General features: G+C 58.5%; 20 protein-coding genes. 13 read left to right on the plus strand and 7 right to left on the minus strand.

The features are described from left to right. Positions 1–9 precede the first annotated feature (9 nt). A complete protein-coding gene (locus ADA16_RS02455; RefSeq protein ID WP_048758849.1) occupies positions 10–1,665 on the minus strand; it encodes a mechanosensitive ion channel family protein in 1,656 nt (551 codons plus the stop codon). A gap of 376 nt (positions 1,666–2,041) precedes the next feature. Here ADA16_RS02455 and ADA16_RS02460 point away from each other — a divergent pair, with 376 nt between their 5' ends. From ADA16_RS02460 to serA, 5 genes are all read left to right on the plus strand, one after another. After that, complete coding sequence (locus ADA16_RS02460) at positions 2,042–3,952, plus strand: acetolactate synthase large subunit (RefSeq protein WP_048758851.1); 1,911 nt, start codon at positions 2,042–2,044, stop codon at positions 3,950–3,952. 35 nt (positions 3,953–3,987) lie between these two features. Next, positions 3,988–4,491, plus strand: coding sequence for an acetolactate synthase small subunit (gene ilvN / locus ADA16_RS02465; protein ID WP_048758853.1), 504 nt, complete (start codon positions 3,988–3,990; stop codon positions 4,489–4,491). 53 nt (positions 4,492–4,544) lie between these two features. Next, positions 4,545–5,561 (plus strand): ketol-acid reductoisomerase, encoded by a 1,017-nt coding sequence (gene ilvC, locus ADA16_RS02470; protein WP_048758854.1) that lies wholly within the window; start codon positions 4,545–4,547, stop codon positions 5,559–5,561. 259 nt (positions 5,562–5,820) lie between these two features. After that, entirely contained in the window at positions 5,821–7,545 is a 1,725-nt protein-coding gene (locus ADA16_RS02475) for a hypothetical protein (protein WP_048758856.1), read from the plus strand. Between the two features lie 238 nt (positions 7,546–7,783). Beyond that, positions 7,784–9,379 (plus strand): phosphoglycerate dehydrogenase, encoded by a 1,596-nt coding sequence (gene serA, locus ADA16_RS02480; protein WP_038629526.1) that lies wholly within the window; start codon positions 7,784–7,786, stop codon positions 9,377–9,379. Positions 9,380–9,502: 123 nt separating this feature from the next. On the opposite strand, the gene ADA16_RS02485 is transcribed toward serA, so the two are convergent. Together ADA16_RS02485 and ADA16_RS02490 are read right to left on the minus strand one after the other, a co-directional pair. Beyond that, a complete protein-coding gene (locus tag ADA16_RS02485) occupies positions 9,503–11,005 on the minus strand; it encodes an acetyl-CoA hydrolase/transferase family protein (RefSeq protein ID WP_048758857.1) in 1,503 nt (500 codons plus the stop codon). A gap of 151 nt (positions 11,006–11,156) precedes the next feature. Continuing rightward, on the minus strand, positions 11,157–12,248 hold the full coding sequence (locus ADA16_RS02490; protein ID WP_048758861.1) for a GTP-binding protein: 1,092 nt from the start codon (positions 12,246–12,248) through the stop codon (positions 11,157–11,159). A gap of 287 nt (positions 12,249–12,535) precedes the next feature. Here ADA16_RS02490 and ADA16_RS02495 point away from each other — a divergent pair, with 287 nt between their 5' ends. From ADA16_RS02495 to ADA16_RS02505, 3 genes are all read left to right on the plus strand, one after another. Then, a complete protein-coding gene (locus ADA16_RS02495) occupies positions 12,536–14,050 on the plus strand; it encodes an acetyl-CoA hydrolase/transferase family protein (RefSeq protein WP_048758863.1) in 1,515 nt (504 codons plus the stop codon). A 214-nt stretch (positions 14,051–14,264) separates the two neighbouring features. Next, on the plus strand, positions 14,265–15,794 hold the full coding sequence (locus tag ADA16_RS02500; protein ID WP_048758865.1) for an HNH endonuclease signature motif containing protein: 1,530 nt from the start codon (positions 14,265–14,267) through the stop codon (positions 15,792–15,794). Between the two features lie 68 nt (positions 15,795–15,862). After that, on the plus strand, positions 15,863–16,879 hold the full coding sequence (locus ADA16_RS02505; protein ID WP_152680713.1) for a 3-isopropylmalate dehydrogenase: 1,017 nt from the start codon (positions 15,863–15,865) through the stop codon (positions 16,877–16,879). Positions 16,880–16,913: 34 nt separating this feature from the next. Here ADA16_RS02505 and ADA16_RS02510 read toward each other — a convergent pair whose 3' ends face one another. Next, positions 16,914–17,567, minus strand: a complete 654-nt coding sequence (locus ADA16_RS02510) for a DUF664 domain-containing protein (protein ID WP_048758869.1) — start codon at positions 17,565–17,567, stop codon at positions 16,914–16,916. Between the two features lie 61 nt (positions 17,568–17,628). On the opposite strand from ADA16_RS02510, the gene ADA16_RS02515 reads away from it, so the two are divergent. The 3 genes from ADA16_RS02515 to ADA16_RS02525 all read left to right on the plus strand — a co-directional run bounded on the left by ADA16_RS02515 (position 17,629) and on the right by ADA16_RS02525 (position 20,952). Next, complete coding sequence (locus ADA16_RS02515; protein WP_048758871.1) at positions 17,629–19,503, plus strand: DUF294 nucleotidyltransferase-like domain-containing protein; 1,875 nt, start codon at positions 17,629–17,631, stop codon at positions 19,501–19,503. 7 nt (positions 19,504–19,510) lie between these two features. Beyond that, positions 19,511–20,098: a 3'-5' exonuclease gene (locus tag ADA16_RS02520; RefSeq protein ID WP_048758873.1), complete on the plus strand. Its 588-nt coding sequence runs from the start codon at positions 19,511–19,513 to the stop codon at positions 20,096–20,098. Positions 20,099–20,163: 65 nt separating this feature from the next. Beyond that, on the plus strand, positions 20,164–20,952 hold the full coding sequence (locus ADA16_RS02525) for a fumarylacetoacetate hydrolase family protein (protein WP_005509430.1): 789 nt from the start codon (positions 20,164–20,166) through the stop codon (positions 20,950–20,952). Positions 20,953–20,963: 11 nt separating this feature from the next. On the opposite strand, the gene ADA16_RS02530 is transcribed toward ADA16_RS02525, so the two are convergent. Next, positions 20,964–22,196 carry an isochorismate synthase gene (locus ADA16_RS02530; protein ID WP_048758875.1) on the minus strand — a complete coding sequence of 411 codons (1,233 nt, stop codon included), beginning with the start codon at positions 22,194–22,196 and terminating at the stop codon, positions 20,964–20,966. Between the two features lie 56 nt (positions 22,197–22,252). After that, entirely contained in the window at positions 22,253–22,975 is a 723-nt protein-coding gene (locus ADA16_RS02535) for an SDR family oxidoreductase (protein WP_048758898.1), read from the minus strand. Here ADA16_RS02535 and ADA16_RS02540 point away from each other — a divergent pair. Both ADA16_RS02540 and gltX read left to right on the plus strand, forming a co-directional pair. After that, entirely contained in the window at positions 22,974–23,687 is a 714-nt protein-coding gene (locus ADA16_RS02540) for a TIM barrel protein (protein ID WP_239659311.1), read from the plus strand. The two genes, ADA16_RS02535 and ADA16_RS02540, sit on opposite strands and share 2 nt — an antisense overlap. Positions 23,688–23,756: 69 nt before the next feature. Then, positions 23,757–25,244, plus strand: coding sequence for a glutamate--tRNA ligase (gene gltX / locus ADA16_RS02545; protein WP_048758877.1), 1,488 nt, complete (start codon positions 23,757–23,759; stop codon positions 25,242–25,244). Here the strand turns inward: gltX and ADA16_RS02550 are convergent. Further along, positions 25,228–26,640 (minus strand): hypothetical protein, encoded by a 1,413-nt coding sequence (locus ADA16_RS02550; protein WP_048758878.1) that lies wholly within the window; start codon positions 26,638–26,640, stop codon positions 25,228–25,230. The two genes, gltX and ADA16_RS02550, sit on opposite strands and share 17 nt — an antisense overlap. Positions 26,641–26,974: the final 334 nt, after the last annotated feature.

Raw genomic sequence — 26,974 nt, forward strand, 5'->3', positions numbered from 1 at the left:
GGTTGCGCGTTATTGCGTATCAGCCGAGTTCGGTTCCGCGTTGTTAGTGGAGTCCGTCGACTGCGATCCGCCAGTGTCCTCGTTGCCAGTGTTGCTCTGCTCGGAGCTTGGCTGGGTGGAGGTGGTGGTCGAAGGTGCGCGGTTCTGTGTGTTCTGCGGCTGCTGAGAAGTCTCCGTTGGCTGGTTTTGAGATGTCTGATTCTGCTGAGTGGTCTCGGTGGGCTGCACATTCTGTGTGGTGCTAGTCGGCTGGTTGGATGACTGTGGTGCCGACGACTCTTCCGAGTCCTCTTCCTGTGTCGCTACGCGATCGTTCCACCTGCTCGGTGCCAACCATCCAGATGGGCCGTCCTCAGTTTCGAGTGTCATCAGGTTCAAAATGAAGAGAATCAGTAAGGTTACCAGGAGTACAATCGTCGAAACGCGAGCGCGCCCACCTGCGGAGAGGATTCGACGAACCTTCTGGCGCGTCGTGAGTGTCTTCCAATCGGGGTGGTTAATCAGCTTGCGGATGGCGCTGTTGCTTTCACTGTCTTCCTGCTCGCGTCGCGCATCGTCAAGATCGGCTCCCGCGTGCGGAAGATCGGATCGCTCATTCTCGTCTTGCTTGTCGACGGTCTGAGTTTCCATCAGCTTAGTTTCCGCGGTGACTGGCTCGACTGCTGTGTCCGTTACCATTTCGACAACCTCGGTTGGAGCGCTGTCGACGTCGTCAAGCGCCTGCTTGTTCTCGCGCTTAGCGTCGGCCTGCTTGAGCTGTTCGATCATCGTGTCATCGCGGACGTGACCCGTGATTTCTTCGGCGGGTGAGAAGGGGGTTTGCTGGGCGCGCTCGCCGTAGTCATCCCACCAGGTGTCGATGACTGCGGCGCGGATGGCGCGCTCGATAAGCCATTGGTCGCCCGGTTTGCAGTCGACAATCAAGCGCATGGTGACGGTCCACGGCAGCCCCATAGCCGTTGGTGGATTGAGCTCTGTAGAGGACTGCATCTTGATTTCGGAGAGAACGGCGTCCTTGATGGAGTCCAGTGCGATTGCGCGCTTAGCGGCGGCGACGGTGCGCTCTTCCAAATCCTTAATGGAACCACCGGCGGTCATCGGTACCGGTACTTCGACGACGGCACGCGACCACTGTGAGGAGTAGTTGATACACATACGTGCCTCGGAGTTCGGCACGATAATTTCCTCGCCGTTTAGAGTTCGAATGGTCGTGGCGCGCAATGTCATATTGACGACGTCGCCCTGCACGGTGCCTGAAGGAGAGTGGAACTCAACCCAATCGCCGATGCCGTACTGCTTCTCGGCAATGATGAACATGCCTCCGAGGAAGTCGGCGATGACTCCCTGGGCACCAAAACCAACAGCAGCGGAAACAACCGTTGCGGGGATGGCGGCAGCGGTTAGCGAGATTCCGAATTTCGACAGAATCGCGATGATTAAGACGAAGTACGCAATAACTTCGACGATGTAAACAACAGCGCCAATGAGCGCGCGTCGTCCCTTGGCTTGCTCGTCCTCAGAGGAGATATTTCCGTCTGCGATTGCCAGAACGAAACGTCGGATGCGGGGAACAAGAATTAGCAGAATGGCCAGGCTTGCAATGGCAAGACCGTTGCTGGCTATCCATTGCCATGCCCGTAACAACATGAATTGCAAAAATTCCATGCTCTCCACCGTAGGTCGTTCGCCTTAAGATGGGCTGAGTTTAAAGGTAAGGAATTATGCATAAAGAGGAGCTTCGAGGTGAGCTGCTCTGACGTGCCGACTCGGCTGCACTGCCTCTGCATCGCCTCGGGTGTACCAGCGTATCGGGGGTGGGGGTGTTTCTGGGTAAAGTGATTCCCAAAGTTGGGTTGGGGCTGCTGTGGGGAAACGGGTGGGAAGTGGGTAGGCGCTCGGGTGCTAAGCGGGCGGGGGTGTCCAATTGGCGGGATTGACTTCTCACTATGTGGACGTTAAGGTCGTAGTCAACGCCACATTCGCAGCTTCTTTGCCTGAATGTGAGTTGAGTAGTTGCCCACCATGACCCAGGAGCGAAATCGTGAACGCGCACGAGCAGCACACCCCATCGCCCGCCCAATTCGCGGCTAAGGCGCGTACCAGCGCCCCCGAGCGAATTTCTGGTGCACAGGCCATTGTCCGATCCCTTGAAGAGCTTGGTGTTGAGGTAGCCTTCGGTATCCCCGGTGGTGCAGTGCTTCCGCTCTACGATCCGATTTATGACTCGGAAAAACTCCGCCACGTTCTGGTGCGCCACGAGCAGGGTGCCGGCCACGCTGCCACTGGTTACGCGCAGGTTTCCGGCAAGGTTGGCGTCTGCATCGCTACCTCTGGCCCGGGTGCTACCAACCTGGTTACTCCTCTCGCGGATGCTCAGATGGACTCCGTTCCAGTTGTTGCCATCACCGGTCAGGTCGGTCGCCCGCTGCTGGGTACCGATGCTTTCCAGGAGGCTGACATCCGCGGTGTGACCATGCCGATTACTAAGCACAACTTCATGGTTACCGAAGCTGAGGATATTCCGCGCGCGCTCGCTGAGGCATTCCATCTGGCTTCTTCTGGTCGTCCCGGCCCGGTTCTGGTGGACGTCCCGAAGGACCTCCAGAACACGATGATTGACTTCACCTGGCCGCCGGAGATTGACCTGCCGGGCTACCGTCCGGTGACGACTCCGCACCAGCGTCAGATTGATGAAGCCGCTGAGATGATAGCTGCTGCAAAGCGTCCAGTGCTTTACATCGGTGGTGGCGTCATCAAGGCCGATGCGTCGAAGGAGCTGATTGAGCTCGCTGAGAAGACTGGAGTTCCGGTTGTAACCACGTTGATGGCTCGTGGTGCATTCCCGGACTCGCATCCACTGCACATGGGTATGCCGGGTATGCACGGCAAGGTCTCCGCCGTCGCCGCTCTGCAGAAGTCGGACCTGCTCATCACTATCGGCGCGCGTTTCGACGACCGCGTCACCGGTGACCTGAACTCCTTCGCTCCGAACGCGAAGGTCATCCACGCTGACATTGATCCTGCCGAGATTGGTAAGCTCCGCGAAGTTGACGTTCCCATTGTCGGCGACGCCCGCGAGGTTCTTGCCGCGCTCAGTGAGTCCTACACCAAGCTCGGTCTTGACCGCCCGCAGATCGCCGATTGGCTGAAGCTTCTCGACGGTCTCCGCGACGAGTTCCCGCTCGGATGGGAAGAGCCCACTGATGGTGCAATTGCTCCGCAGTTCGTAATTCAGACTCTGTCCGACATTGTCGGCCCGGAGGCTATTTACGCCGCTGGCGTCGGCCAGCACCAGATGTGGGCAGCACAGTTCGTCCAGTACGAGAACCCGCGCACCTGGCTCAACTCCGGTGGCGCCGGCACCATGGGCTACTCCATTCCAGCTGCGATGGGCGCCAAAGCAGCCGCTCCGGACAAGGAGGTCTGGGCCATTGATGGTGACGGCTGCTTCCAGATGACCAATCAGGAGCTGACCACCTGCGCGATGGAGGGTTTCCCCATCAAGGTCGCTCTGATTAATAACGGCAATCTGGGCATGGTTCGTCAGTGGCAGACGCTGTTCTACGATCAGCGTTACTCCAACACCAAGCTGCGCCCGGAGGACAACTCCTACCTGCCGGACTTTGTTCAGCTCTCCGAAGGACTCGGCTGTGTGGCTATCCGCGTGACCAAGAAAGAAGATGTCGCGGCCGCCATTAAGAAGGCGCGCGAAATCAATGACCGTCCGGTGGTTATTGACTTCATTGTCGGTGAGGATGCTCAGGTGTGGCCGATGGTTGCAGCTGGAAAGTCCAATGATGAAGTTGAATACGCCCGTGGTCTGCGCCCGCTGTTCAACGACGAGAACTCGGCAGCCGAGACCCCGGCTGACATCCACGGCACTGTTGTGGACAATGCCGAGGATGCCGCCAAGCAGCGCGACGCCAACCACCCGACCATGAAGACCCGCTAATCGGGATCCGAAGCAACAGGAAGTGAGTCCCAAAAATGGCTGAACTGCACACTCTATCCGTGTTGACCCTCGATGAGCCGGGTATTCTGGTCCGCATTGCGGGCATGTTCACCCGTCGAGGCTTCAGCATCCAGTCGATTACCTCGGGTGAAACTGAGACCGAGGGAGTCAACCGCATCACCGTTGTGGTTGAGACGGAAACGCTGCCGATCGAACAGATCACTAAGCAGCTCAACAAGTTGGTGCCCGTGCTGAAGGTGGTCCGCCAGCCCCCAGAGACCATGGTGTCGCGCGGACTGCTGATGGTGAAGGTTTCCTGCGACAACACCAATCGTCCGCAGGTCGTCGATGCCGCTAATCTCTTCCGTGCCCGCGTGGTGGACGTCTCCCAGGACTCTGTCATCATTGAGGCAACGGGTGAGCGCTCGAAGCTTGTAGCGCTGCTGGAGGTCCTCGAGCCGTTTGGTATCCGCGAACTCATTCAGTCCGGTACCGTCGCAATGGCACGCGGACCGAAGCCGATGCTCCAGACCCGCTAACAACTAAACGCTAAGATTTCTAACGAATCCGATTCGAAAAGAGGCTAATTTTTATGGCTATTGAACTGCTGTACGACGACGATGCTGATCTGTCCATCATCCAGGGCCGTAAGGTCGCCATCCTGGGCTACGGTTCCCAGGGACACGCTCATGCTCAGAACCTGCGTGAGTCCGGTGTCGAGGTTGTTATCGGTCTGCGTGAAGGCTCCAAGTCCGCTGAGAAGGCCAAGGAAGCTGGCTTTGAGGTTAAGTCCAACGCAGAGGCCGCTGCATGGGCAGACGTCATTATGGTGCTGGTTCCGGACACCACCCAGGCAAAGGTTTACAGCGAGGACATCGAGCCGAACTTGAAGGACGGCGACGCACTGTTCTTCGGCCACGGTCTGAACATCCACTTCGACCTCATCAAGCCGGCTGACAACATCACCGTCGGTATGGTTGCTCCGAAGGGGCCGGGTCACCTGGTTCGTCGCCAGTTTGTTGACGGCAAGGGCGTTCCGTGCCTAATCGCTGTTGACCAGGATCCGAAGGGTGAGGGCAAGGCTCTGGCTCTGTCCTACGCTGCAGCTATCGGTGGTGCTCGCGCTGGTGTTATCCCGACCACCTTCGAGGCAGAGACCGTTACCGACCTCTTCGGTGAGCAGGCTGTTCTGTGCGGTGGCACCGAGGAGCTGGTCAAGGTCGGTTTCGAGGTTCTGGTTGAGGCTGGCTACGAGCCGGAGATGGCATACTTCGAGTGCCTGCACGAGCTGAAGCTGATTGTTGACCTGATGTTCGAGGGCGGTATCGCCAACATGAACTACTCGGTCTCCGACACCGCTGAGTTCGGTGGCTACCTGTCTGGCCCGCGTGTCATTACCCCTGAGACTAAGCAGCACATGCGCGAGATTCTGTCCGACATTCAGGACGGCACCTTCACCAAGCGCCTGATTGCCAACGTCGAGGGAGGTAACAAGGAGCTCGAGGACCTGCGCGCTTCCTACAACAACCACCAGATCGAAGAGGTCGGCTCCAAGCTGCGCGACCTGATGAGCTGGGTTAAGGTCGACGCTCGCGCTGAGACTGCCTAAGCTTGCCGCTTAAGCGAATACCTCGCTTGTTCGCGAAGTAGGGCTTCATCACTGAGCTTCACCGCCGTGATGAGGCCCTTTTTTCGTACCTCTTTTATTAGTTTTTCTTTCGCTGAGAATGTCCGAGATAAAAGGAAGACGGTAAAAACGGGTGTAGCTCTAGCCACATACGGGGTTCTAATCTGGGTTTAAAGGTCTCCCTCAACAAAAACGTTCGATAGTCTAATCGTTGCAATGAAATCATTTCACGGAGGTAAATGTGCGAGTATCCGCAATGACGCGGCGTGTGACGGCAACCGTTGCCCTGACGGTCAGCCTGGCGCTGGGATCGAGTGCCCTGGTCGCGTGTGGTAATTCCGACAACACTGTTTCTGCGAAGAAGGTGGACGGTGAGTCGACGGTGCTTAGCGACGACATCGCAGCGTCGGAAAGCCTGATCGACAGTTCGGAAGCAGTTGTCGTTTCCTCGGCTGGCGCTGCTGAGCAGCGTCGGGCGGCAGGCATCGCGGTTGCTGCTGGGCTGCCGATGCTGGTGGCTGGTTCTGCCGAAGACGCAGAAGATGACAGCACTGCCAAGAGCCCGAAGAAGGACGCTCGTGGCCACGATACTGGCGCCGATATCGCCGATGTGGAAAAAGAGATTGACCGTCTGGGCGCAAAGACAGTCCTTACCGTGGGCGCTGTGGACCTGACTGGGGGAGAGGACCGTCAGGTTATTGCAGATCCAGGTACGACCGATGGCCTCAAGGAGCTCGTCGGTACTGAATTCAAGGTTCTCAAGGAGACGGAGTCGAAGCCGACTCGTGCTGTCGTTGAGATGGATCCCGAGAAGCCAACTCTCGTCGAAGGCAAGGTCGCGAAGGGTGGGGAGACCAACCAAGAGGCTCAGGATCGCGCCAGCGATGGGCAGGATGACAAGGGCCAAGAGAGCGTCACCCTACCGAAGGGATCTCCGAAGGAGGTTAAGGACAAGTTGGCACTGGCTGCACCGGGTACCGGTCTGGCCTCCATTGCTACTGCCCGAGCAGCTGGCCTGAAGGTCAGCTGGCTGCCAGTGGGCGATGCACGTGCTACCTCTGAGTCGATTTCCGCCGCTCGTGACGGGGAGTCCCTGATTGCTCTGGGCAAGGTCTTCGGCGATAAGGGCAAGTTCGATCAGTCCATCGAGCTGGCCAAGGATGACAAGGTCAAGGAATTGCCGGGTGGCGGTACGTTGCTGTTCCCCGGTCGTCATTTGGTTGCCACGTACGGTCACCCCGGTGTCGCTCCTTTGGGAGTGATGGGCGAGGATGATCCGGAGGATGCTGTCGCCCGTGCGAAGGACTACGTCAAGCAGTACGAGAAGTTTGCTGATGACCCGGTACTGCCGGCCTTCGAGATTATTGCCTCGGTCGCACAGGCTGACCCGGGTCCGCGCGGTGACTACTCCGAGCCGGCTCCGGTTGAGACGCTGAAGCCGTACGTCGAGGCCATGACCAAGGCCGGTGGCTACGTCATCATCGACCTGCAGCCGGGTAGCGCAGATTTCTTGGATCAGGCCAAGTTCTACGAAGAACTGCTGAAGATGCCTAACGTCGGTCTGGCGCTGGACCCGGAGTGGAAGATGGAGCCGGGGCAGGTTCCGGCGACCCAGGTTGGTCACGTTAAGGCTGAAGAGGTCAACCGCGTTGCTGATTGGCTTGCTGAGTTGACCCGTAAGAACAACCTGCCGCAGAAGATGCTGATGCTGCACCAGTTCCAGCTACAGATGATTCGCGACCGCGAGACGCTGGATCTGTCGCACCCGGAGCTCGCATTCGTGTTGCATGCCGACGGCCATGGCACCCGGCAGGAGAAGTTCGAGACCTGGAACGTCATGCTGCAGGATTTGCAGCCGGAGATTTTCGAGGCGTGGAAGAACTTCATCGACGAGGACCAGCCGATGTTCACTCCGGAGGAGACCATGAACATCGAACCGCGTCCGTGGTTGGTTACGTACCAGTAGGTTACATACCAGCAAAAATGAAGTTATAACGCGAAGCATTTGCCGACTTGACTGTCGGGGGCAACGGCGCTTACTCCCTAAACAAAAGGTAGTAAGCGCCGTTTTGTTTAGGTAAGTCCCCCCGTGGCTCACCCCCAGAGTTTATGATGAGACGTAATGCGCGTGCACGCTTTAGTAGTTTTCTTAAGTGACACCGCAAATACTGCATAAATTTTTCGAGACAAACCAGGAGATGCTTGTGAGCCAGAACGCTCGCCCCGTTGTCCTCATCGCCGACAAGCTGGCACAGTCCACTGTGGACGCATTGGGGGATTCCGTTGAGGTCCGTTGGGTAGATGGCCCGAACCGCGCTGAGCTCCTGGCTGCGGTCGGTGACGCTGACGCATTGCTCGTCCGCTCCGCTACCACCGTGGACCAGGAAGTCCTCGAGGCTGCTCCGAATCTGAAGATCGTCGGCCGCGCCGGCGTTGGCCTGGATAACGTCGACATTGACACCGCTACCAAGCGCGGCGTCATGGTTGTCAACGCTCCGACCTCCAACATTCACTCTGCATGTGAGCACGCAATCGCACTGCTGCTGGCTACCGCCCGTCAGCTGCCGGCCGCGGACGCTTCGCTGCGCGAGGGGGAGTGGAAGCGCTCTTCCTTCAAGGGCGTGGAAATCTTCGGCAAGACCGTCGGTATCGTCGGTTTCGGCCACATCGGCCAGCTGTTTGCGCAGCGTCTTGCTGCTTTCGAGACGAACATCATTGCTTACGATCCGTACGCTAACCCGGCTCGTGCCGCTCAGCTCGGCGTCGAACTGGTCGAGCTGGAAGACCTGATGGCTCGCGCTGATTTCGTGACCATCCACCTGCCAAAGACCAAGGAAACCGCCGGCATGTTCGACGCGGAGCTTCTGGGCAAGGCTAAGAAGGGCCAGATCATCATCAACGCCGCCCGCGGCGGTCTCGTCGACGAGCAGGCGCTTGCCGACGCAATCAAGGCTGGCAACATCCGCGGTGCTGGCTTCGACGTGTACGCGACCGAGCCGTGCACGGATTCCCCACTGTTTGGCCTGCCGGAGACTGTTTGCGCTCCTCACCTGGGCGCCTCCACCGTTGAGGCTCAGGACCGAGCTGGTACCGACGTCGCTAAGTCGGTGCTGCTGGCTCTGGCTGGCGAGTTCGTCCCGGATGCCGTCAACGTTTCCGGTGGCGCTGTCGGTGAAGAGGTTGCCCTGTGGCTCGAGCTGGCTCGTGAGCTGGGTCTGGTTGCTGGTGGTCTGCTGGAGGGCGCTCCGGCTGCTGTTGAGGTCACTGCTCGCGGTGAGTTGCACACTGAGGACGTCAACGTTCTGGGCATGGCCGCAATCCGCGGTCTGTTCTCCCTCATGGTGGAAGAGCCGGTCACCTTCGTTAACGCTCCGCGAATCGCTGAAGAGCGCGGCGTGACCTTCACTGTCGAGACCGAGCCGGAGTCTGTCTCCCACCGCTCCGTCCTCGAGGTCAAGGTCATCGGTGCTGATGGCTCCACTGCCACTGTTGTTGGTGCCCTCACCGGCCTGAACCGCGTTGAGAAGATTGTCCGCATTAATGGCCGCGGTATCGACATGCGTGCTCAGGGTCGTAACCTGTTCCTGCTGTACAAGGACGTTCCGGGTGCTCTCGGCCGCGTGGCTACCACCCTGGGTGAGTCCGGCATCAACATCGAGGCGGCTGCGCTGTCTCCGCAGGAAGCAGATCAGACTGCCATCCTGGTGCTGCGTGTTTCCAAGGAGGTTCCGGAGGAGCTGGTTGAGAAGATTGCCGAGGAAATCTCCGCTACCCATGCTCTGCAGCTTGAGCTGGACTAGTTCTGAACGACTAGGCGTTTTAGAGCTGTTTTAGAGCTAGTTTCTAGCCCATGAGAAAATCCCCTCCGCATGGAGGGGATTTTTTGCTACCTAAGCTGCTTCTAATAGCTGTTTTACGCAGCCTTAGCCCTTCATCGAGCCCTTCTCAATCATGTTGATGTGGAAGTCGAAGGCAGTGCGCAGATCATGCGGGGTCGACATCCCCGGTGCGGTCTTCAGCGCGCGCTCGTAGTATTCCTCCAGCAGTGGCTGGTACTCCGGGTGCGCAACGGAGATCATCTTGGCCACGCGGTCACGGGGTGCCAGGCCACGTAGGTCAGCGAAACCACGCTCGGTGATGATGACCATGGCGTCGTGCTCAGTGTGGTCAATGTGCGAAGCGAACGGAACGATAGTCGAGATTGCGCCGTCCTTCGCCAGCGACGGCGAGATGAACGAGGAAACGAAGGCGTTACGGGTGAAGTCACCGGAACCACCAATGCCGTTCATCATGCGGGAGCCGTTGATGTGGGTGGAGTTGACGTTGCCGTAGATGTCGGCCTCAATCATGCCGTTGGTGGCAATCAGTCCAACACGGCGGACAACCTCCGGGTGGTTGGAGATCTGCTGCGGGCGCAGGATGATGTTCTTGCGGTAGCGAGCAGCCTCGTTGTTCATGCGCTCGGCTGCTTCCGGAGACAGGGAGAAGGAGGTGGCCGAAGCGACGGTCATCTTGCCTGCGTCAATCAGGTCAATCATGCCGTCCTGAATAACCTCGGTGTAGGCCTTGATGTTCTCAAACTTGGAGTCCAGCAGGCCAGCCATCACAGCGTTCGGCACGTTACCGACACCCGACTGCATGATGTACTGGTCGTAGGCCAGACGACCGGCGCGAACTTCACCCTCGAGGAAGTCCAGGAAATGACCGGCAATAGCCTTCGAGGTCTCATCCAACGGCTTAAACGGGGAGTTGCGGTCCGGCGCGTTGGTCTCGACAACTGCGACAACCTTGTCCAGGTTGATGTCGATGTATGGGGTACCAATGCGGTCGCCCGGGGCGTTAATCGGCACCGGCGTGCGGTTAGGCAGGTGCTGAATGCGGTAGATGTCGTGCATGCCCTCGAGTTCCTCAGACTGCCACGAGTTGACCTCAAGGATGATCTTGTCAGCGTTGTCCATCCACTCGACGTTGTTGCCAACGCTTGACGACGGAACGAGGTGTCCCTCTTCGGTAATACGAGTGACCTCCACAATTGCGGCGTCAATCGGCAGGAAGCCCTGCTCGATGTAAAGCGCAGAGTGGGAAAGGTGGATGTCCTGGTACTTTGCCTTGCCGGAGTTGATGGACTTACGCAGTGCCGGATCGCCCTGGTACGGCATGCGGTAGCGGATGATGTCAGCTTCTGCCATCACGCCGTCACAGTCCGGGGCAGTGGAAGCGCCGGTGTAGATGTCGACAGCGAATTCTTCACCCTTGGCGTGGAGTTCCTTGCCGCGGTTTGCCAGCGCAGTCGGCAGAGCCTTTGGGTAGCCAGCGCCAGTGAAGCCAGAGATGCCAAGGGCATCACCATGATTGATAAACTGTGCCGCCTCGTCGGCGGTCATTACCTTGTCGCGCAAACCGGCATGTGCGATGCGATCAGACATGTCATCTCCTAGATTGACTGTTCGACGTTAGTTTTGTCGCCTAACCTAGCATGCGCTAACAGTGTGTTGCCACACCTGCAGGTTGAGAAGTGATTGATGACACTGTGATTGCTTCAGCTGGTCGTTTATCGGCCCTCTTCCAGGGGCTTTGTTACAGCAACTCCCGCACTTCTGCATCGGTGAGCATGGCATCCTTGAATGCTTGCAATGTGGCCTCTGGGTCAAATTTCACACCGATGAGTACCACCTCGTTGGATGGCGGGACATCTGTCTGTGCCCACATGACAGCAGGAGTAATTTTCAGATTTGGCCCTGCCTGGCTCCATACGTGGGCGACCTCGAGGCGGTCAGAAATCCAGCAGTGTCCCTTGGATCGGACAAGTCCTTTTGTGCCGCGCAACGCCTTAATTAGTCGTTCGCGGTCGAAGGGGCGGTTACCTCGGAAGACAACAGAAGAAATGCCGTATTCTTCCGTCTCCGGCGTGTGCGGATTCGCAAGTTCTTCTGCATATCCGTGGAAAGTGGCCGCAGTGCCTTCGTCGTAAAGCGATGCGTCAAGGATGGCGGAAGTGGCGATCTCGCCGTTGGTAACTCGAACGATGCGTGCGCGGGGATTCATCGCACGGATGGTCTCCTCGGTACCGCCGGTGAGCTTTTCACCTGCGAGGTCGGATTTGGTGATGAGGATGAGATCGGCGAATTCCACCTGATCGACAAGGAGGTCAGCAACCGTGCGTTCGTCGTCAGGCAGCGCGCGCCCCTGGCGGAGGTTGTCGAGGAATGTGGAGGCGTCGACGAGCGTGACCATCGTGTCGATGGGGGCGATGTCAGCGAGGTGGCGGCCGTCATCGAATTCCCACTCGAAGGTGGCGGCCACGGGCATGGGCTCGGAGATACCCGTGGATTCGATGACGATGTGCTCGAACTTTCCGCTGCGCGCCAGCTTGCCGACGTTTTCAACGAGGTCATCTCGAAGTGTGCAGCAGATGCAGCCGTTGGACATTTCGATGAAACGGTCTTCGCCTCGCTCGAGATAGGTGCCCTGCTCGATGAGGGCAGCATCCACATTGACTTCTGAGAAGTCGTTGACGATAACCGCGATTTTGCGCCCCTGCGAGTTTGCCAGGAGGTTATTCAGGAGCGTGGTCTTACCGGCGCCCAAAAATCCGGACAGGACGGTTACAGGAGTGGTCTGGTCGGGAGTGGTTTCGTCGGGGGTATCAAAAGATTCGGTAGAAGTCACTCGACAAGACTACCGTACTGAAAACGATTATCAATAAAGCGTTGGTGGCTGGGGTGCGAGAGGGTCTGGGGATGTGTCGTGCGACTAGTGGTCGACCGGTGTGACGTAGGGCATAAAACGGTGTTGTGGTCGGCTTTAGTGGCGTGTGTAGTGTGCCTAAAATGGGGGCGCTTTCGGGCTTCTGAATGAAAGGCGCTAACCGCTTCGTTGATAGGGTTGGGGGTGTGCTTCGGTGTTTGAAGCGCTACCCCCGATAGTCGCGTTGGGGGATGTAGAAAGGTGAGTTCATGTCAGATCGTATTGCCCATGCTGGTCTCAAATCCAAGGTGATGACCGCGCAGGAGGCGGCGCAGTTCATCAACCACGGAGACATGGTGGGCTTCGCCGGATTTACCGGTGCCGGTTATCCGAAGGTTGTTCCGCCGGCTCTCGCTGAGCGCATGGAGGCCGCTCACGAACGGGGTGACGAGTTCAGGATTAAGGTCTTGACCGGCGCTTCTACCGCTCCGGAGCTTGACGGTGTGCTAGCGAAGGCCAATGGTGTGGAGTGGCGTATGCCGTATCAGTCCGATCCGGCCATGCGTAACCGTATTAACGCGGGCGACGCGTACTACAGCGATATGCACCTGTCGCATTCCGGCCCGATGACTGAGCAGGGGTTCTTCGGTCCGGTCAACGTTGCCGTCGTTGAAGCCGTTCGCATTAAGGCTGATGGCTCCTTGATTCTCTCATCTTCCGTCGGTAACAGCATTTCTTACCTGAACACTGCAGAGAAGATCATCATTGAGGTCAACTCCTGGCAGTCTGAGGACCTCGAGGGCATGCACGATATCTACAGTGTTGGTTTGCCTCCGAACCGCAAGGAGATTCCGATTCTGACTCCGGGTGACCGTATTGGTACCCCGTATGTTCCGATTGATGTCGACAAGGTCGTTGCTGTCGTTGAGACTAACGCCGAGGATCGTAACTCGCCGTTCAAGCCGCTGGATGATGACTCTAAGGCCATTGCGGGCTATCTGCTCGACTTCCTCGATAGCGAGGTTAAGGCCGGTCGTCTGCCGGAGAACCTGCTGCCGATGCAGTCGGGTGTCGGCAACATTCCAAATGCTGTGCTTGCGGGTCTGCTTGACTCCAAGTATGAGAACCTGACCTCCTTCACTGAGGTCATTCAGGATGGCATGATTGACTTGATGGATGCTGGCAAGCTGACCGTGGCTTCCGGTACCGCTTTCTCGCTGTCTCCGGAATATGCAGCTCGAATGAATGAGAACGCTGCTGACTATCGTGACAAGATTGTGCTGCGTCCGCAGGATCTTTCCAATAACCCGGGTTTGACTCGCCGTATGGGGTTGATTGCCACCAACGGCATGATTGAGGCCGACATCTACGGTAACGTCAACTCCACTCATGTGGCTGGTTCGCGCTTGATGAACGGTATTGGTGGCTCCGGCGACTTCACCCGCAACGCCTACATTTCGTCGTTCGTGTCCCCGTCGTTGGCTAAGAATGGCAATATTTCTGCCATCGTGCCCATGGTCTCCCATGTTGACCACACCGAGCACGACGTGATGGTTATCATTACTGAGCAGGGTCTGGCTGACCTCCGTGGCTTGGCGCCACGTCAGCGTTCCCGAGTTGTCATTGAGAAGTGTGCTCACCCGATGTACAAGGAGGCGCTGCTCGAGTACGTTGAGCGTGCTGAGAAGGCCACTCCGTACCTGCACACTCCACATGACCTGGGTACTTCTTACGACTTCCACCGCCGCTTCCTTGAGAGCGGCTCGATGAAGCCGGTTGATTAATGTTCGACTAGGTTTCTAGGTGCGTTTCCCGCTTTACGACGGAGTTTGCGTCGTAGGGCGGGATTTGCTTTTAGTATCCGCTCGAAAGAATGTTCGAACTTGGCGGTGATTCTTGGGCTTGGGCGGCGGTTTGAATCCGGGGTGGGGGATATGGTGTGGGCGAATTGATAAAGAACTGTTCGTTAGGGGACCTCGTTAGGGAGGGGACAGTGCAATGTCAGAGTTGGAATCGTGTGGGGAATTTCGCTTCAGTCATGAGGTGAGGGCTCATCCGCTCGCTGAAGTGATGCGGGAGATTAATCGCTTGCAAGTGGTTATCGCACAGCAGGTGGCACCGCCGGATGATGGTGATGTTGAAGCTCATCTGGCTTACTGGTCGGTGGTGCTGGGTATCTCGCGCACCGAAGTGAATAAATATATGGAAATTGGCTACATGCTTGGACGCATGCCGCAATTGGCGGAAATGTGTCAGGAGCGCGGGCACTTGTCAATGAAGCATTTGGCAATGCTCGGAAAACACACACGCCCTGTAGTCGATGAAAAAGTTGACGCAGTTGAGTCGAGTCTCGTGGACGTCGTTAAGCCGAGGCGAGACGGGGAAGCGCTCCGTGGAGTGCGGGCGATGGCAACGCGCGTGCAGCGAGTGATTGGTGAGTGTGCTCCGGAAGTGCGGCCACGCGATGTGGATGTTGCTGGGGTGCACGTTGATAGGGTCCTGGCCCGGAATGTAGATGCGACCGTGGATGCTGCAATTGATGTGGCGGCATACCAAGTCGAGAAGGATGGGGAATCTGCGGAGGATCCCGCGGAGTCGCCTGAGGTGCAGGAGGTTCAAGCTGCGGCTCTCGACTACTTTGGCGATCGTATGACGGTTAAGGAGTTTGTCGCGGTTGATGAACATGGTGACGCTGGGGTGACAACGTTGACTACTGTGCTCGAGCGACATCATGCGGTGGAAGCTCTCGCAATTATCGACGCAGTGGCTAAGCAGATGAAAGTGAGTCGCGCCGCAGCTTTCATGCATGCGTTACGCGGTACTTGTGAGGTGGAGGTGAATCTGGAGCTTTTCCGGGTGCTCTCTCCCGGGGTGGATGGTGAGCCGGAAAACACTCCAGTGTGGCTTACTGGTGCTGGTTGGCTTTCTTCACTGGTGGCTGAAGCTTGGCTGAAGCGGGTATCTACATTGCGGGTGTTAGGAGATAGTGCGGTCGACGGCTATCGCCCCTCCGAGTCTCAGCGCGCATTCGTGCGTGCCCGTGACGGAGTGTGTAGCTTTCCTGGCTGTGACGTCCCCGCGGAAAAATGCGATATCGACCATATTGTGGAATTTGATCATGGTCTTTCTGAGGGGGAGCGACAAAAGGAGGGGGTCACGCACACAGATAATCTCCACTGTCTCTGCCGACGGCACCACAACCTCAAAACTGCCGGTATGTGGCGAGTGGTTCGAGGTGATGATGGGGTTGAAGCCTGGACGTTCCTCTCTTGTGATGAAGGGCCGTTTGCGCGGTCAGAAAAAGCTCACACTGGGCATGGTCGGTATACCTTCGCCTCGCAGACGGAAAAGAAGACTTCCGCGTTGGCTGAACACAATGAGAAACGCCGCAAATTGCATGACAGTCTCCGCGGCCTAGTGGATAAGGTGCGGCGGGATTTGAAAGAGGAAAAAGGGGTGGGAAGGACGGATTGTGAAAGCGATGGAGATGGTGAAAATTGCGGAGACTGTGGCGGGGGCGAGCATTAGATTCTGCTACACTCAACTATGTCCATATAGTGAGAAGGGTATCTCAAAAAATGACTGAGGCAGGAAAGCTGAAAATCGCCGTCATCCCGGGTGATGGCATCGGCACGGAAGTTACGGCAGAGGCACTGAAGGTGCTGGGGGCCGCCATCGGCGAGTTCGACACAACCGAGTACGACCTCGGCTCGCGTCGCTACTTGCGCAATGGCGAACTGCTCACCGACGCCGACCTTGACTCCCTGCGTGAGCACGACGCTATCTTGCTCGGTGCGATTGGTGACCCGGCAAACGTTCCTCCGGGAGTTCTCGAGCGCGGTCTGCTGCTGAAGATGCGTTTCGCGCTGGATCACCACGTGAACCTGCGTCCGTCCAAGCTCTTCCCAGGCGTCGAGTCCCCGCTGAAGAACCCGGGCGAAATCGATTTCGTGGTCGTCCGTGAAGGTACCGAGGGCGCCTACACCGGTAATGGTGGTGCGATTCGCGTCGGCACGCCACACGAGGTTGCCAATGAGACCTCCGTCAATACTCGCTTCGGCGCTGAGCGCGTTGTCCGCTACGCCTTCGAGCTGGCGATGACCCGCCGCAAGAAGCTAACCCTTGTCCACAAGACCAATGTCCTGGTGCACGGCGGCGGTATGTGGCAGCGCACGGTCGATGAGGTCGCGAAGGAATACCCAGAGGTAGACGTCGATTACTCGCACATCGACGCCGCGACGATTTACCTGGTCACTAATCCTTCGCGTTTCGACGTCATTGTCACCGACAACCTCTTCGGCGACATCATTACCGATGAAGCTGGTGCAGTGTCGGGCGGTATTGGTCTGGCTGCGTCCGGCAACATCGACGCTTCCAATACCAACCCGTCCATGTTCGAGCCCGTTCACGGCTCCGCGCCCGACATTGCTGGCAAGGGCATTGCTGACCCGACGGCAGCCATCCTGTCGGGTGCCATGATGCTGCGCCATCTGGGGCGTGAGGAAGATGCTCAGCGTATCGAAGCAGCTGTGGAAGCTGACATGGCCAACCGCGGTGACGGCCCAATCAAGACCACTGAAGTTGGCGACCGTATCGCGGCTGCTTTGAAGTAGAGCGTGCAGTGGCGCGCTAAAAATAGGGGAGGGGCTAGACAATCACGGTCTTGCCATCGACGGTAGTGATGCGTGTCCTACCGTCGGCAGTGTACTCGATGAAGTCTGACGCATGTCCGATCTGGGCTAGCACATCGATGATGGTGTCAAGGGTGTGTGGGGATGAGCTTCTTGCACCGTCATCGGGACCATCCCCTCCCAGCCCCGCCACCAGCGCATCCCTCGTAATCTCCGCATGTCCCAGGTGCTGAGCCGCCTCGTGGAAGACATGCACAATCACTCCTTCGATACTGCCGCACCACCAACGGTCCTTATCAGTAGGAATCACAGCAGGAGCAGCAGCGCGATCCACGCCTTGCAACTCCACCAGTGCGGATTCGATGGCTGCGCGGTCGCGGTGGTAAATCTCCAGCCCCTCCGCAACACTGCAATGGGCGGAAAACTCACCGTCGCGGTCGCGGACATAGTCACGACCGAGGCAGACGCGCTCGAGCCAGTAGCGCGCGGATCCGGTCACATGACGCAGCAGCACGGCCAGGGAGTTAATGGCTGGGATGGGGAGGGTTGCGTTGAAGGTGTCGTCGTCAAGCGTGGCGACGAGTGCCGCGAGCTTGTCCATCCTGCCGAGGATGTGGGCATCGAGCGGCCATTCGGGATTTGTGGAAGCGCTGTGTGTGGAATCGGTCATAAGGTCGAGTATTCCTGCAAATCACTCCTATTGGAAGCAAAAATAGGGGATAATTGGCCCCATGACCGTCGAGCTTGCGGAAATCGCAGACTTCCTCAGCCACACTCGCCCCTTTTCGGATCTCACTGATGAAGAGCGCGCGACTATCCCACCGCTTTTGACCATGCGGTATGCCCGTCGTGGCACTGAGATTATCCGGGCGGGTGCGGATAATAACAGTTGCTTCATCATTCGCTCTGGCATGGTGGATGTCTTTGACCCAGCTGGCACGCTGCTGGACAGGCGAGACGTGGGTGATCATTTCGGCTATTCGACGCTGCTGAGCAGTGACCCCTCGCTGTACACGATGACGGCGGTGGAGGACTGCGTATTCCTGGTGATCTCCAAGGATGTCTTTGAGCGGCTCAATGGCCGGTTCGTAGAGGTCCGGCGCTACTACGGTGGTGAAAACGCCCGCATTCGCGCAGTGGCATCGAAGCTGCGGAGTACTGCGGCCTCGGAGTCGTTGCGCACACGGGTTGCGGACCTGATGGAAACCTCGCTGGTGACCTGCAGCGCTGACGCGACAGTGCAAGAGGCGGCACAGATTATGACGGAGCGGAATGTCTCCAGTCTGCTGGTGATGGAGTCTGCAGGCGCCAACCAGAGGCCGCTCGTTGGCATCATCACGGACCGCGACCTTCGGCGTCGGGTACTGGCAGAGGCCAAGCCCGCGGCGACGCTCGTAAGCGAAGTGATGACCGAGAACCCGGAAACCATTAGCCCCGACCTGCTGGTTTTCGAGGCCATGCTGCTGATGGCCGAGCGCGGTTACCACCACCTGCCAGTGCATGACGGGACGAGAGTGGTCGGCATGATTGTTATTGGTGACCTCCTGCGCAGTCTGCACACCGATCCCGTGTATGCGACGGCGACGCTGGCGCGAAAGAGCGATATCTCAGAGATTGCAGAGATTGCCCAGAACGCGCGACGAATTGTCGGCCGGTTCATTGACCGGGGTGATTCGGGGGAGGAGGTCTCGAAGCTGCTGACTGCCGTGACCGATGCTGTTACCCGGCGCCTGGTTGCCCTCGCCGAGGAAAAGCTTGGGCCTCCACCGGTCAGCTACGCGTTTGCGGTCCTGGGCTCGCATGGGCGCGGAGAGATGGGGCTCGCATCCGATCAGGACAATGCGCTGGTTCTCGCCGACGACTACGATGCCGACGTTCACGCTGACTATTTCGCCGCGCTTAGCGACGAGCTTTGCACCAACCTCGACCGAGTCGGTTATCCGCTCTGTCCAGGGGACATGATGGCCAGCAATCCCGCGTGGAGGATGACCAAGTCGCAGTGGTTGCACACTTTCCACGGGTGGATCACTGCGCCGGAGGCGGAGGCGTTGCTACATGCACAGACCTTCTTTGACATGCGTGGGGTAGCGGGCGACGTGCAATTAGTGGAGGAACTGCGCGCAGCTTACTTGCCGTTGGCGCAGAACTCGCCGCGCTTGCACGCGCACTTGGCTAAGCTCGCGGCCTGGCGGGAACCACCGCTCGGGTTCTTCCGTGGCCTGGTGCTGGAAAAGGGCGGCGAGCACGCGGAAACCCTGGACATCAAAAAGGGTGGAACTGCTGCTGCGGTGCAGATGGCGCGTCTATTTGCTGTGGCAGCCGGATTGCCACAGCTGTCGACACGTGACCGCTTGGCAGCAAGTGCCGGAGCCGGAAGCGTGAGTCGTCAAGGTGCCCAAGACCTAGTAGATGCGTTCGAGTTCCTGTGCACAGTGCAGCTTCATCACCAGCAGGCGCAGTTCAACGCCGGCGGCCAACCGAATAATCACATCTACCCGAAGCGCCTCTCCAGTCTGGAACGAGAGCACCTGCGTGACGCGTTTGGTGTTATCCGCAAGTTGCAGCAGAGTCTCGGGGCGAAGTATCCCATCCGGGCGATGTCGTGAGCACACAATGTTGAAGTTTTTCAAACCCCGCAAGAAACTTCTGGACACACCCGTCCGCGACAATGCTTGGCTCGCGGTAGACGTGGAAACCACCGGCCTGGATCCGGCCAAAGATCAGCTGCTTTCCATCGGCTGGGTCGCGGTAGAAGGCCGCGACATCGTGCTGGAAGAGTCGGGCCACCTTCTCATTCGACCGGAGCGTGAGGAGGTGAGCGTCGGCGAGTCAGCGACGGTGCATGGGCTTACCGACGACATGGTCGCAACCGGGGTAGACGCCGAGGTCGCCGTCGGCAAGCTGTTAGAAGCTCTGCGCGGACGGAAGCTGTTGGCGCACTACGCGCGGATGGAAGTTGGTTTCCTGGATCCGTTGTGTCGAAAGTACTTTGATGCGCGGTTTGACGTGCCGGTGGCGGACACCATGACACGCGAGTACGACGCCATTTTGCGGGCCAACCGTGAGCCCGTGCGTGATGAGCTGCGGTTGTGGTCGTTGTGTGACAGGTACGGGGTTCCGCGTTTTAAGGCGCATCACGCGTTCAGCGATGCGCTGGCTTGCGCGCTGGTGTGGCTCGCCCAAGAATCGCGTGGGGTTTAGAGAACAAGTATTAGAGAGTGGGGGTCGTTGCATAACTATCGCAATGTGACGTGTACCCTATTTTTATGCGTATTGCTCGAATCGCCCACCCAGAGGGCATGTGCTTCGCGCTCGTCGAGGGCGAAGGCAATGAAGTCACTTTGCACGAGATCGAAGGGCACCCTTTCGGTCAGCTGAATAAGACCGGTCGTTCCTGGCCGCTTGCCGACGTACGTCTGCTCGCCCCGATGCTGCCATCGAAGGTCATCGCTATTGGCCGTAACTACGCTGACCACGTCGCCGAGGTGTTCAAGAAGTCGGCTGAATCGCTGCCGCCGACGATGTTCATTAAGCCGCCGACGGCCGTCATTGGTCCGGAAGCGCCGATTCGCATTCCGGATTTCGCCACCAACGTCGAGTTCGAGGGCGAGCTGGCACTGGTTATCGGTAAGCCGTGCAAGAACGTGAAGAAGGAAAACGCCCACGATGTGATCTTCGGATACACCATCGTAAACGACGTTTCCTCCCGTGACCTGCAGTTCGCCGACGGTCAGTGGGCGCGCGCAAAGGGCATCGACACCTTCTGCCCGCTCGGTCCGTGGATTCAGACGGAGCTGGATTACAACGAGCTGCCGATCAAGGCACACCTGACTCACGAGGGTGTTACCGAGACCAAGCAGGACTCCAACTCCAACCAGATGATTATGTCTATCCCGGAGATCATCGAGTTCATTACCGCCTCGATTACGCTACTGCCGGGTGACGTCATCTGCACCGGCTCCCCGGCCGGTACCGCTGCGATGTTCCCGGGCGACCGCATCGAGATTGAGATTCCGGGTATCGGCAAGCTGGCCAATCCGGTGGAGCGGGCTTAAGTTGCTAGGGCCTACCCGCCCTTAACTCCAAAAGCGCGGAGCACCGTGCCCATTTTGGCGCTGGTCTCCGTGACTTCTTCTTCTGGGTCGGAGTGCGACACGATGCCGCCTCCGGCCCATAGTCGTGCCACAGACCCCTCAGTGTCGATTTCGGCACAGCGAATGGAAACCACGAACTCACCGTCGCCATTCTCATCGCACCAGCCGACAGCGCCGGAGTAGAAGCCCCGGTCGGTCTCCACGGCCTGGATGACACCGAAGGCGGATTCCGTCGGCGTGCCACAAATAGCCGGTGTCGGGTGCACCACCAGTGCCAAATCCAGCGCGGACAGCGACGGATCCTTCAACCGACCGCGGATATGCGTGGCCAAGTGCCACATCTCGGCGGTACTCATCAGCTCGGGGCTGTCCGGAACATCCAGCGAACTGCACAGTGGCGCCAGGTTGTCGGCGATGTCGTCGACAACAAAGGCATGCTCGTCCAGATTCTTGCGCGAGTCCGCTAAACGACGCGCCGTCGCCCGGTCCACTCCTTCATTCCGTGACCTCGGCAGCGACCCTGCCAAGGGAAAAGCCTCAACGATGTCGCCTGTGCGGCGGACCAGCATCTCCGGGGAGGAACCGATGAGCAACTTGCCCTCATAATCGGAACCGGCGGGGGATAAATCCACGACAAAGCCATCGCGGTTGGGGGATCCGTCGATAAGCCGTGATGCGAGTAGGAGCGGATCGATTGGGGGATCGATTTCGAGTTCCACAGCGCGCGCGAGCACGACCTTTTCCAGCGCCGAGTACTCGATGGTGCGGATGGCTGCGGCGATGCGCTCGGCGTGCTCGTCGAGTGGGGGATCGTACGCGACGATGTGGGCATGAGGCTTCGGTGCGTTCCAGCGGTAGTGTGCGGGCGGCTCCAGCGGCTGCGAGGAGCGGATGACTTCACGGGGAACGGTCAGGGCGGCGGGCTTGTCCAAGTCGAAGGGCAGCGCGCCGACCACCATCTTGTGAATGCCTGAGTGCAGTCCCTCGGCCGCGAGCCAGGGGTCGGAAAGCTGCTCTTCAATGCCTTGCGTGCGGATGGAGCCGTGCGCACGGGAGAGCAAAAAGTCCGGAGCGGTGGTCGGACGCGAGGTGTCCCAGCGCGTCGAACGCTTCGGAGTCGCTGCAGGCTCGTTCGACGGGTGAGACTTCTCCTGCTGCTCTTCTTCGTTTCCGCCGCCCAGAGAGGGGTGGTTTTCCATGGACATAGCCCTAACCCGCCTCCTCAATCTAAACCCAGTTGTGCTCCAGTTTAAAGGGCAGGCTAACCCCTACCCAAAAAGGGCATACCGGCAGCGGTAATCGTGAGCTGGTCGATGACTGCACTCGCCGGGAGATTTGCGGCGTAGAGGAAAGTCTCCGCAGCCTGCTTGGCATCGAACATTGGCTCGCTGCCGGTGAACGTTCCCAGCAGGTCAGTCTGTGCATTGCCGATATCAATGCGCGTTGCCGTAATGCCATACTCGCGTCCGTCGAGGGCAAGTACATGGGTCATTCCCGCAAGCGCGCTTTTCGACGTCGCGTACGCCGCCGTATGAGCCCTTGGCACCTGCGCCGCGATAGAACAGTTGACCAGGATTCGGCCGCCCTCGCGCCCTGACTTCCCCTCACGCCCCGCCTTCATCCGCGAAAACGCCTCGCGTGCACACAGGAAGGACCCGACGACATTCGTATCGATGACCGTGCGGAAGTCCTCGATATCGGTCTCTCCAAATTCCGCGGGCGTGCCGGGCAGTCCCGCATTGAGCACCGCAACATCAATAGTTCCCGTAGCCGTCTGCGCGTCCTTAAACATCGCACGGACCTGCTCGGGATCGGTGATGTCACACTTCGAGTAGGTGATGTTGTCCGCCTCGGCGGCAACGGCCTCGAGCGCGTCGACACGCCTGCCACAGATATGCACATGCCAGCCATCGGCGGCGAAAGTCAGAGCAATTTCGCGGCCAATGCCCGCGCCGCCACCAGTTACTACTACCGTCTTGGTCATGAGCACTATTATTAACTGTTCTACGGTTTACGCACACATGTCTCCGCGCGATGCGGTGAGTGCCGCGCGTGCCGACGGCTATGCGGCCGTGGAATTCTGGTGGCCATTCGACCTCGCAGTGCCCGCACCCGATGAGGTTTCCGCTTTTTGCGATCTCTTTGACGACGGCCTTCGCCTTCATGCCATGAACCTGTGGGGAGGGGACATGGCAGCGGGACAGCGGGGAGTGCTCGATACTGATGGGTTGCCTGCGGGGCACCTGGAGGCAGTGAGCCAGATTGCGCGAGCCACGGGGATGAAGTGCTCTAACGTGCTGCTGGGGCGCTCGGGGGAGCTAACGGACTTGCAGGTGCAAAGACTGACTGAGATTACTGCACAGCTGGAGCTCAGTGGGGTTCGCGCATTGATTGAGCCACTGTCCGGGATGAGCGATTATCCCATTACCGATCCCTGGCAGGCCGAGGAGTTAGCACAACAGACTGGTGCCGGCGTGCTCGCCGACTTCTACCACTTCGCGGCTAATGGCGTGGACGTGGATGCCTGGCTCACTGATGTAGAGGCTGGAAAAGTTAGCCTGCCTGCGCACGTTCAGATTGCAGACTTCCCAGGCCGCGGCGCGCCGGGCACCGGCGAGGTACCGCTGCGCAGCTGGGTTGAGCGGCTGCGTGCGGCCGGATACGCCGGTGAAGTGGCAGGGGAGTGGACTCTGTAACCCAATGTAAAACCCTATGTAAAACCCTATGCATGCCTGCAGGTGGGAGGGCGGGTATCGTGGGAAAGCATGTCAGATGTTCGCGTACGCTTTTGCCCGTCGCCAACCGGTACCCCGCACGTTGGCCTCATCCGCACCGCCCTGTTCAACTGGGCATATGCCCGTCACACTGGTGGCAAGCTGGTCTTCCGCATCGAAGATACCGATGCCGCTCGCGACTCCGAAGAGTCCTACCAGGCAATCATCGAGGCCCTGAATTGGCTCGGTATCGACTGGGACGAGGGCATTGATGTCGGTGGCCCGCACGGCCCGTACCGTCAGTCGCAGCGCAAGGACATCTACGCCGATGTATTGCAGCGTCTTATCGACGCCGGCGAGGCCTACGAGGCCTTCTCTACCGCTGAAGAGGTTGAGGAGCGGCACAAGGCCGCTGGTCGTGACCCGAAGCTGGGCTACGACAACTACGACCGCAACCTCACCGAGGAGCAGAAGGAAGCCTTCCGCGCGGAGGGCCGCAAGCCGGTGATCCGCCTGCGCATGCCAGACGAGGACATTGTCTTCGAGGACCTCGTTCGCGGTCGCATTGAGTTCAAGGCTGGCCTGGTTCCGGACTTCGTCATTGCCCGCTCCAACGGTGAACCGCTCTACACCCTGGTTAACCCGGTGGATGACGCTCTGATGGAGATCACTCACGTCCTGCGTGGTGAGGATCTGCTGCCATCGACCCCGCGACAGATTGCTCTCTACGAGTCCCTGAAGCGTATCGGTGTCGCCAAATTGACCCCGGAGTTCGGTCACCTGCCGTTCGTTATGGGCGAGGGTAATAAGAAGCTGTCCAAGCGCGACCCACAGTCCAACCTCTTCATCCACCGCGATAACGGTTTCATCCGCGAGGGGCTGCTGAACTACCTGGCGCTGCTGGGCTGGTCCATGGACGGCGACCAGGACATCTTCACGATGGACGAGATGGTCAAGGCCTTCGATATCCACGATGTGCTGTCCAACCCGGCTCGCTTCGACCAGAAGAAGGCCGACGCCATTAACGCCGACCACATCCGCATGCTCGATCCGAAGGACTTCGAACAGCGTCTGCGCACCTACCTGGAAAGCCACTTCGACTTCCCGGCCGACTACCCGGCGGATAAGTTCGCTTTCCTGGCAACGCTGCTGCAGACCCGTGTGAAGACGCTTTCCGACGCCTGGGACCTCTCGAAGTTCCTGGTCGTGGAAGAGGACGAGTTCACTTTCGATGAGCGCTCGGCACGCCGTAACTTCAAGGAAGATGCCGTCGCCGTCCTGGAGGCCACCATTGCAGCGGTGGAGCCGCTCAGCGACGAGGACTTCGTCACCGAGAAGCTCGAAGCCGCACTTCAGAAGGCCCTTATCGAGGATCTGGAGCTGAAGCCGCGCAAGGCCTTTGGCCCGGTGCGCGTGGCTGTAACTGGTGCTCAGGTGTCCCCACCGCTGTTTGAGTCCATGGAGCTGCTCGGTCGCAGCCGCAGCCTGAGCCGACTGCGCAAGGCGCTCGAGGTCACTCCTTTTACTGCTGCTCAGTAAAGAGAGCGAGCTGGGCTGAGCGATGCAAGTTCGTGTAAGAGCCTAGTTCCTTGCCCACCTTCTGTGGGTCGCGGTTCAACATATTCATGGAGGTTTCGCGGTAGTCCTTGACCAGCGAGCTCATGTGCTTATTGAAGAACTCGTGCCAGTCGGTTCCCCAGTAGACCGTGCCGTCCTCGTTTCGCTTGAGCAGTGCGCCAAAGGCGTACACGAGCGGGTAGATGAACCCGTCCGGAATCGCGTAGCCGATGGGCTGACGGTAGAACTTCGAGTACTTCTGCGGAGTCTTGCCAGTCCGCAGGCTCTTCTTATTGGCCTTGTTGACTGCATCAATGCCACCGAATTTGCCGCCGCTCTCGTTATAGAGATCGGGTAGTTCCGCGTTGATGCGCTCGAAAATGTCGATGAAGTCGCGCGTAAGGTTCAAGGCACTGCGAACCTGCTCGTTGTAGAGAACTACCTCTTCGGTGCGTTCATTGATGCTTTCGGTGTTGGGTTTGGTGACCTCCGGGGAGCTCATAACATCTTCGAAGCGGTCAAGCAGTTTGGCCTTGCCCGAATAGAGACTGGTGGGGGTCGGTGCTTCAATCTGCTTGCCATCGGCATCCTTCGGCAGGTCAATACAGGACAGCGGAATCCAGGCCATAGCGATGACATCGCTCACCTTCAGACGTCCAGTATCGTTGGTTCGCCACTGTACGTTGTCGCTGATTCCCTGCGGTAGTGCATGCTTCAAGTCATCGAAGTAGCCAGCGCGATTGAGTTTTGCCTCCGCCTTGAGCTCCGCATTGTTGTTGCGGGCCGCACAGATATCAAGCAGTGCATCGGAGAAGTCCTGAACGGTGTCTTCGTCTCGAGCACCGGGGACGAGTACCTCTACCGGAACTCGGGCGTCGAACTCGGTGAGGCTTTCGTCGTCAAGCAATTCCGCGATTTCTTCCGGGTGCTCCACCCAGACATCCTTCATATCGGACCAGGTCTTAATCTTGCGGCCGGGCAAAGGACCGAGCTTGCCCAAGATGAACAGTGCAATTGCCAGCGAGTTGTGACCGCCGTCGAGGATTCCTTCGATGCGACGGTTGCTGAAGGTGAAGCGGTAAAGATTGTCTTCACTGGTGAACTGCGTTGAAGCCAGGAGCACGCCCTTGGACTTATAAGCGAAGAGCTCTGGTGTGGTGTCGATGGTTTCCATGATGGCATCGGTGATGCGACCGGTGCGAGACACGCGCGGGTTGGCATCGAGGTTGAGAGCCGAGATGATTTTCGCGAACTGACGGATAGTGACGGTGCCGATGACGCGGCCAATAGTGCCGTTCATCTGCTCGGTGACGTCGGAGAACTCCAACTCGAGCGTGATGGGGGCGGTTTTTGTTGCCGTTGTTGTTGGGGAAGTCATGAAGCTTGCCTTTCAGGGATGGTTTTGGGTGTGTGGCGGCTGTTTGCTGCCGCTTCACCACGAAGTGTCTCCTGAAGGGCGGATCGGCCTTTATGCGTGATCGAATGGACTTTCGATCTGGGGTCGAATTAGTTATATGCACCGCATTAGTTATGCATTAGTTTTGTGCACTACTGAGGTGGGCTGTGGGAGAGAGCTCGTGAATGCAAACAAGCCTTTGACCAGGTGATTTGCTCTTGTTGACGCGAATTGGCTATATTATTCCTCGTTGCGTTCAGCAGCGATGGCCTATGGTGTAATTGGCAACACAACGGTTTCTGGTACCGTCATTCTA

Source organism: Corynebacterium vitaeruminis (assembly GCF_001054325.1).
Taxonomy (GTDB): domain Bacteria; phylum Actinomycetota; class Actinomycetes; order Mycobacteriales; family Mycobacteriaceae; genus Corynebacterium; species Corynebacterium vitaeruminis_A.

Excerpts from the sequence above, each read along its gene's own strand:
- ADA16_RS02455 (WP_048758849.1), bottom strand. The coding sequence starts at position 1,665 with ATGGAATTTTTGCAATTCATGTTGTTACGGGCATGGCAATGGATAGCC.
- ilvN (WP_048758853.1), top strand. The coding sequence starts at position 3,988 with ATGGCTGAACTGCACACTCTATCCGTGTTGACCCTCGATGAGCCGGGT.
- ilvC (WP_048758854.1), top strand. The coding sequence starts at position 4,545 with ATGGCTATTGAACTGCTGTACGACGACGATGCTGATCTGTCCATCATC.
- ADA16_RS02485 (WP_048758857.1), bottom strand. The coding sequence starts at position 11,005 with ATGTCTGATCGCATCGCACATGCCGGTTTGCGCGACAAGGTAATGACC.
- ADA16_RS02495 (WP_048758863.1), top strand. The coding sequence starts at position 12,536 with ATGTCAGATCGTATTGCCCATGCTGGTCTCAAATCCAAGGTGATGACC.
- ADA16_RS02500 (WP_048758865.1), top strand. The coding sequence starts at position 14,265 with ATGTCAGAGTTGGAATCGTGTGGGGAATTTCGCTTCAGTCATGAGGTG.
- ADA16_RS02510 (WP_048758869.1), bottom strand. The coding sequence starts at position 17,567 with ATGACCGATTCCACACACAGCGCTTCCACAAATCCCGAATGGCCGCTC.
- ADA16_RS02515 (WP_048758871.1), top strand. The coding sequence starts at position 17,629 with ATGACCGTCGAGCTTGCGGAAATCGCAGACTTCCTCAGCCACACTCGC.
- ADA16_RS02520 (WP_048758873.1), top strand. The coding sequence starts at position 19,511 with ATGTTGAAGTTTTTCAAACCCCGCAAGAAACTTCTGGACACACCCGTC.
- ADA16_RS02525 (WP_005509430.1), top strand. The coding sequence starts at position 20,164 with ATGCGTATTGCTCGAATCGCCCACCCAGAGGGCATGTGCTTCGCGCTC.
- ADA16_RS02530 (WP_048758875.1), bottom strand. The coding sequence starts at position 22,196 with ATGTCCATGGAAAACCACCCCTCTCTGGGCGGCGGAAACGAAGAAGAG.
- ADA16_RS02540 (WP_239659311.1), top strand. The coding sequence starts at position 22,974 with ATGAGCACTATTATTAACTGTTCTACGGTTTACGCACACATGTCTCCG.
- ADA16_RS02535 (WP_048758898.1), bottom strand. The coding sequence starts at position 22,975 with ATGACCAAGACGGTAGTAGTAACTGGTGGCGGCGCGGGCATTGGCCGC.
- gltX (WP_048758877.1), top strand. The coding sequence starts at position 23,757 with ATGTCAGATGTTCGCGTACGCTTTTGCCCGTCGCCAACCGGTACCCCG.
- ADA16_RS02550 (WP_048758878.1), bottom strand. The coding sequence starts at position 26,640 with ATGACTTCCCCAACAACAACGGCAACAAAAACCGCCCCCATCACGCTC.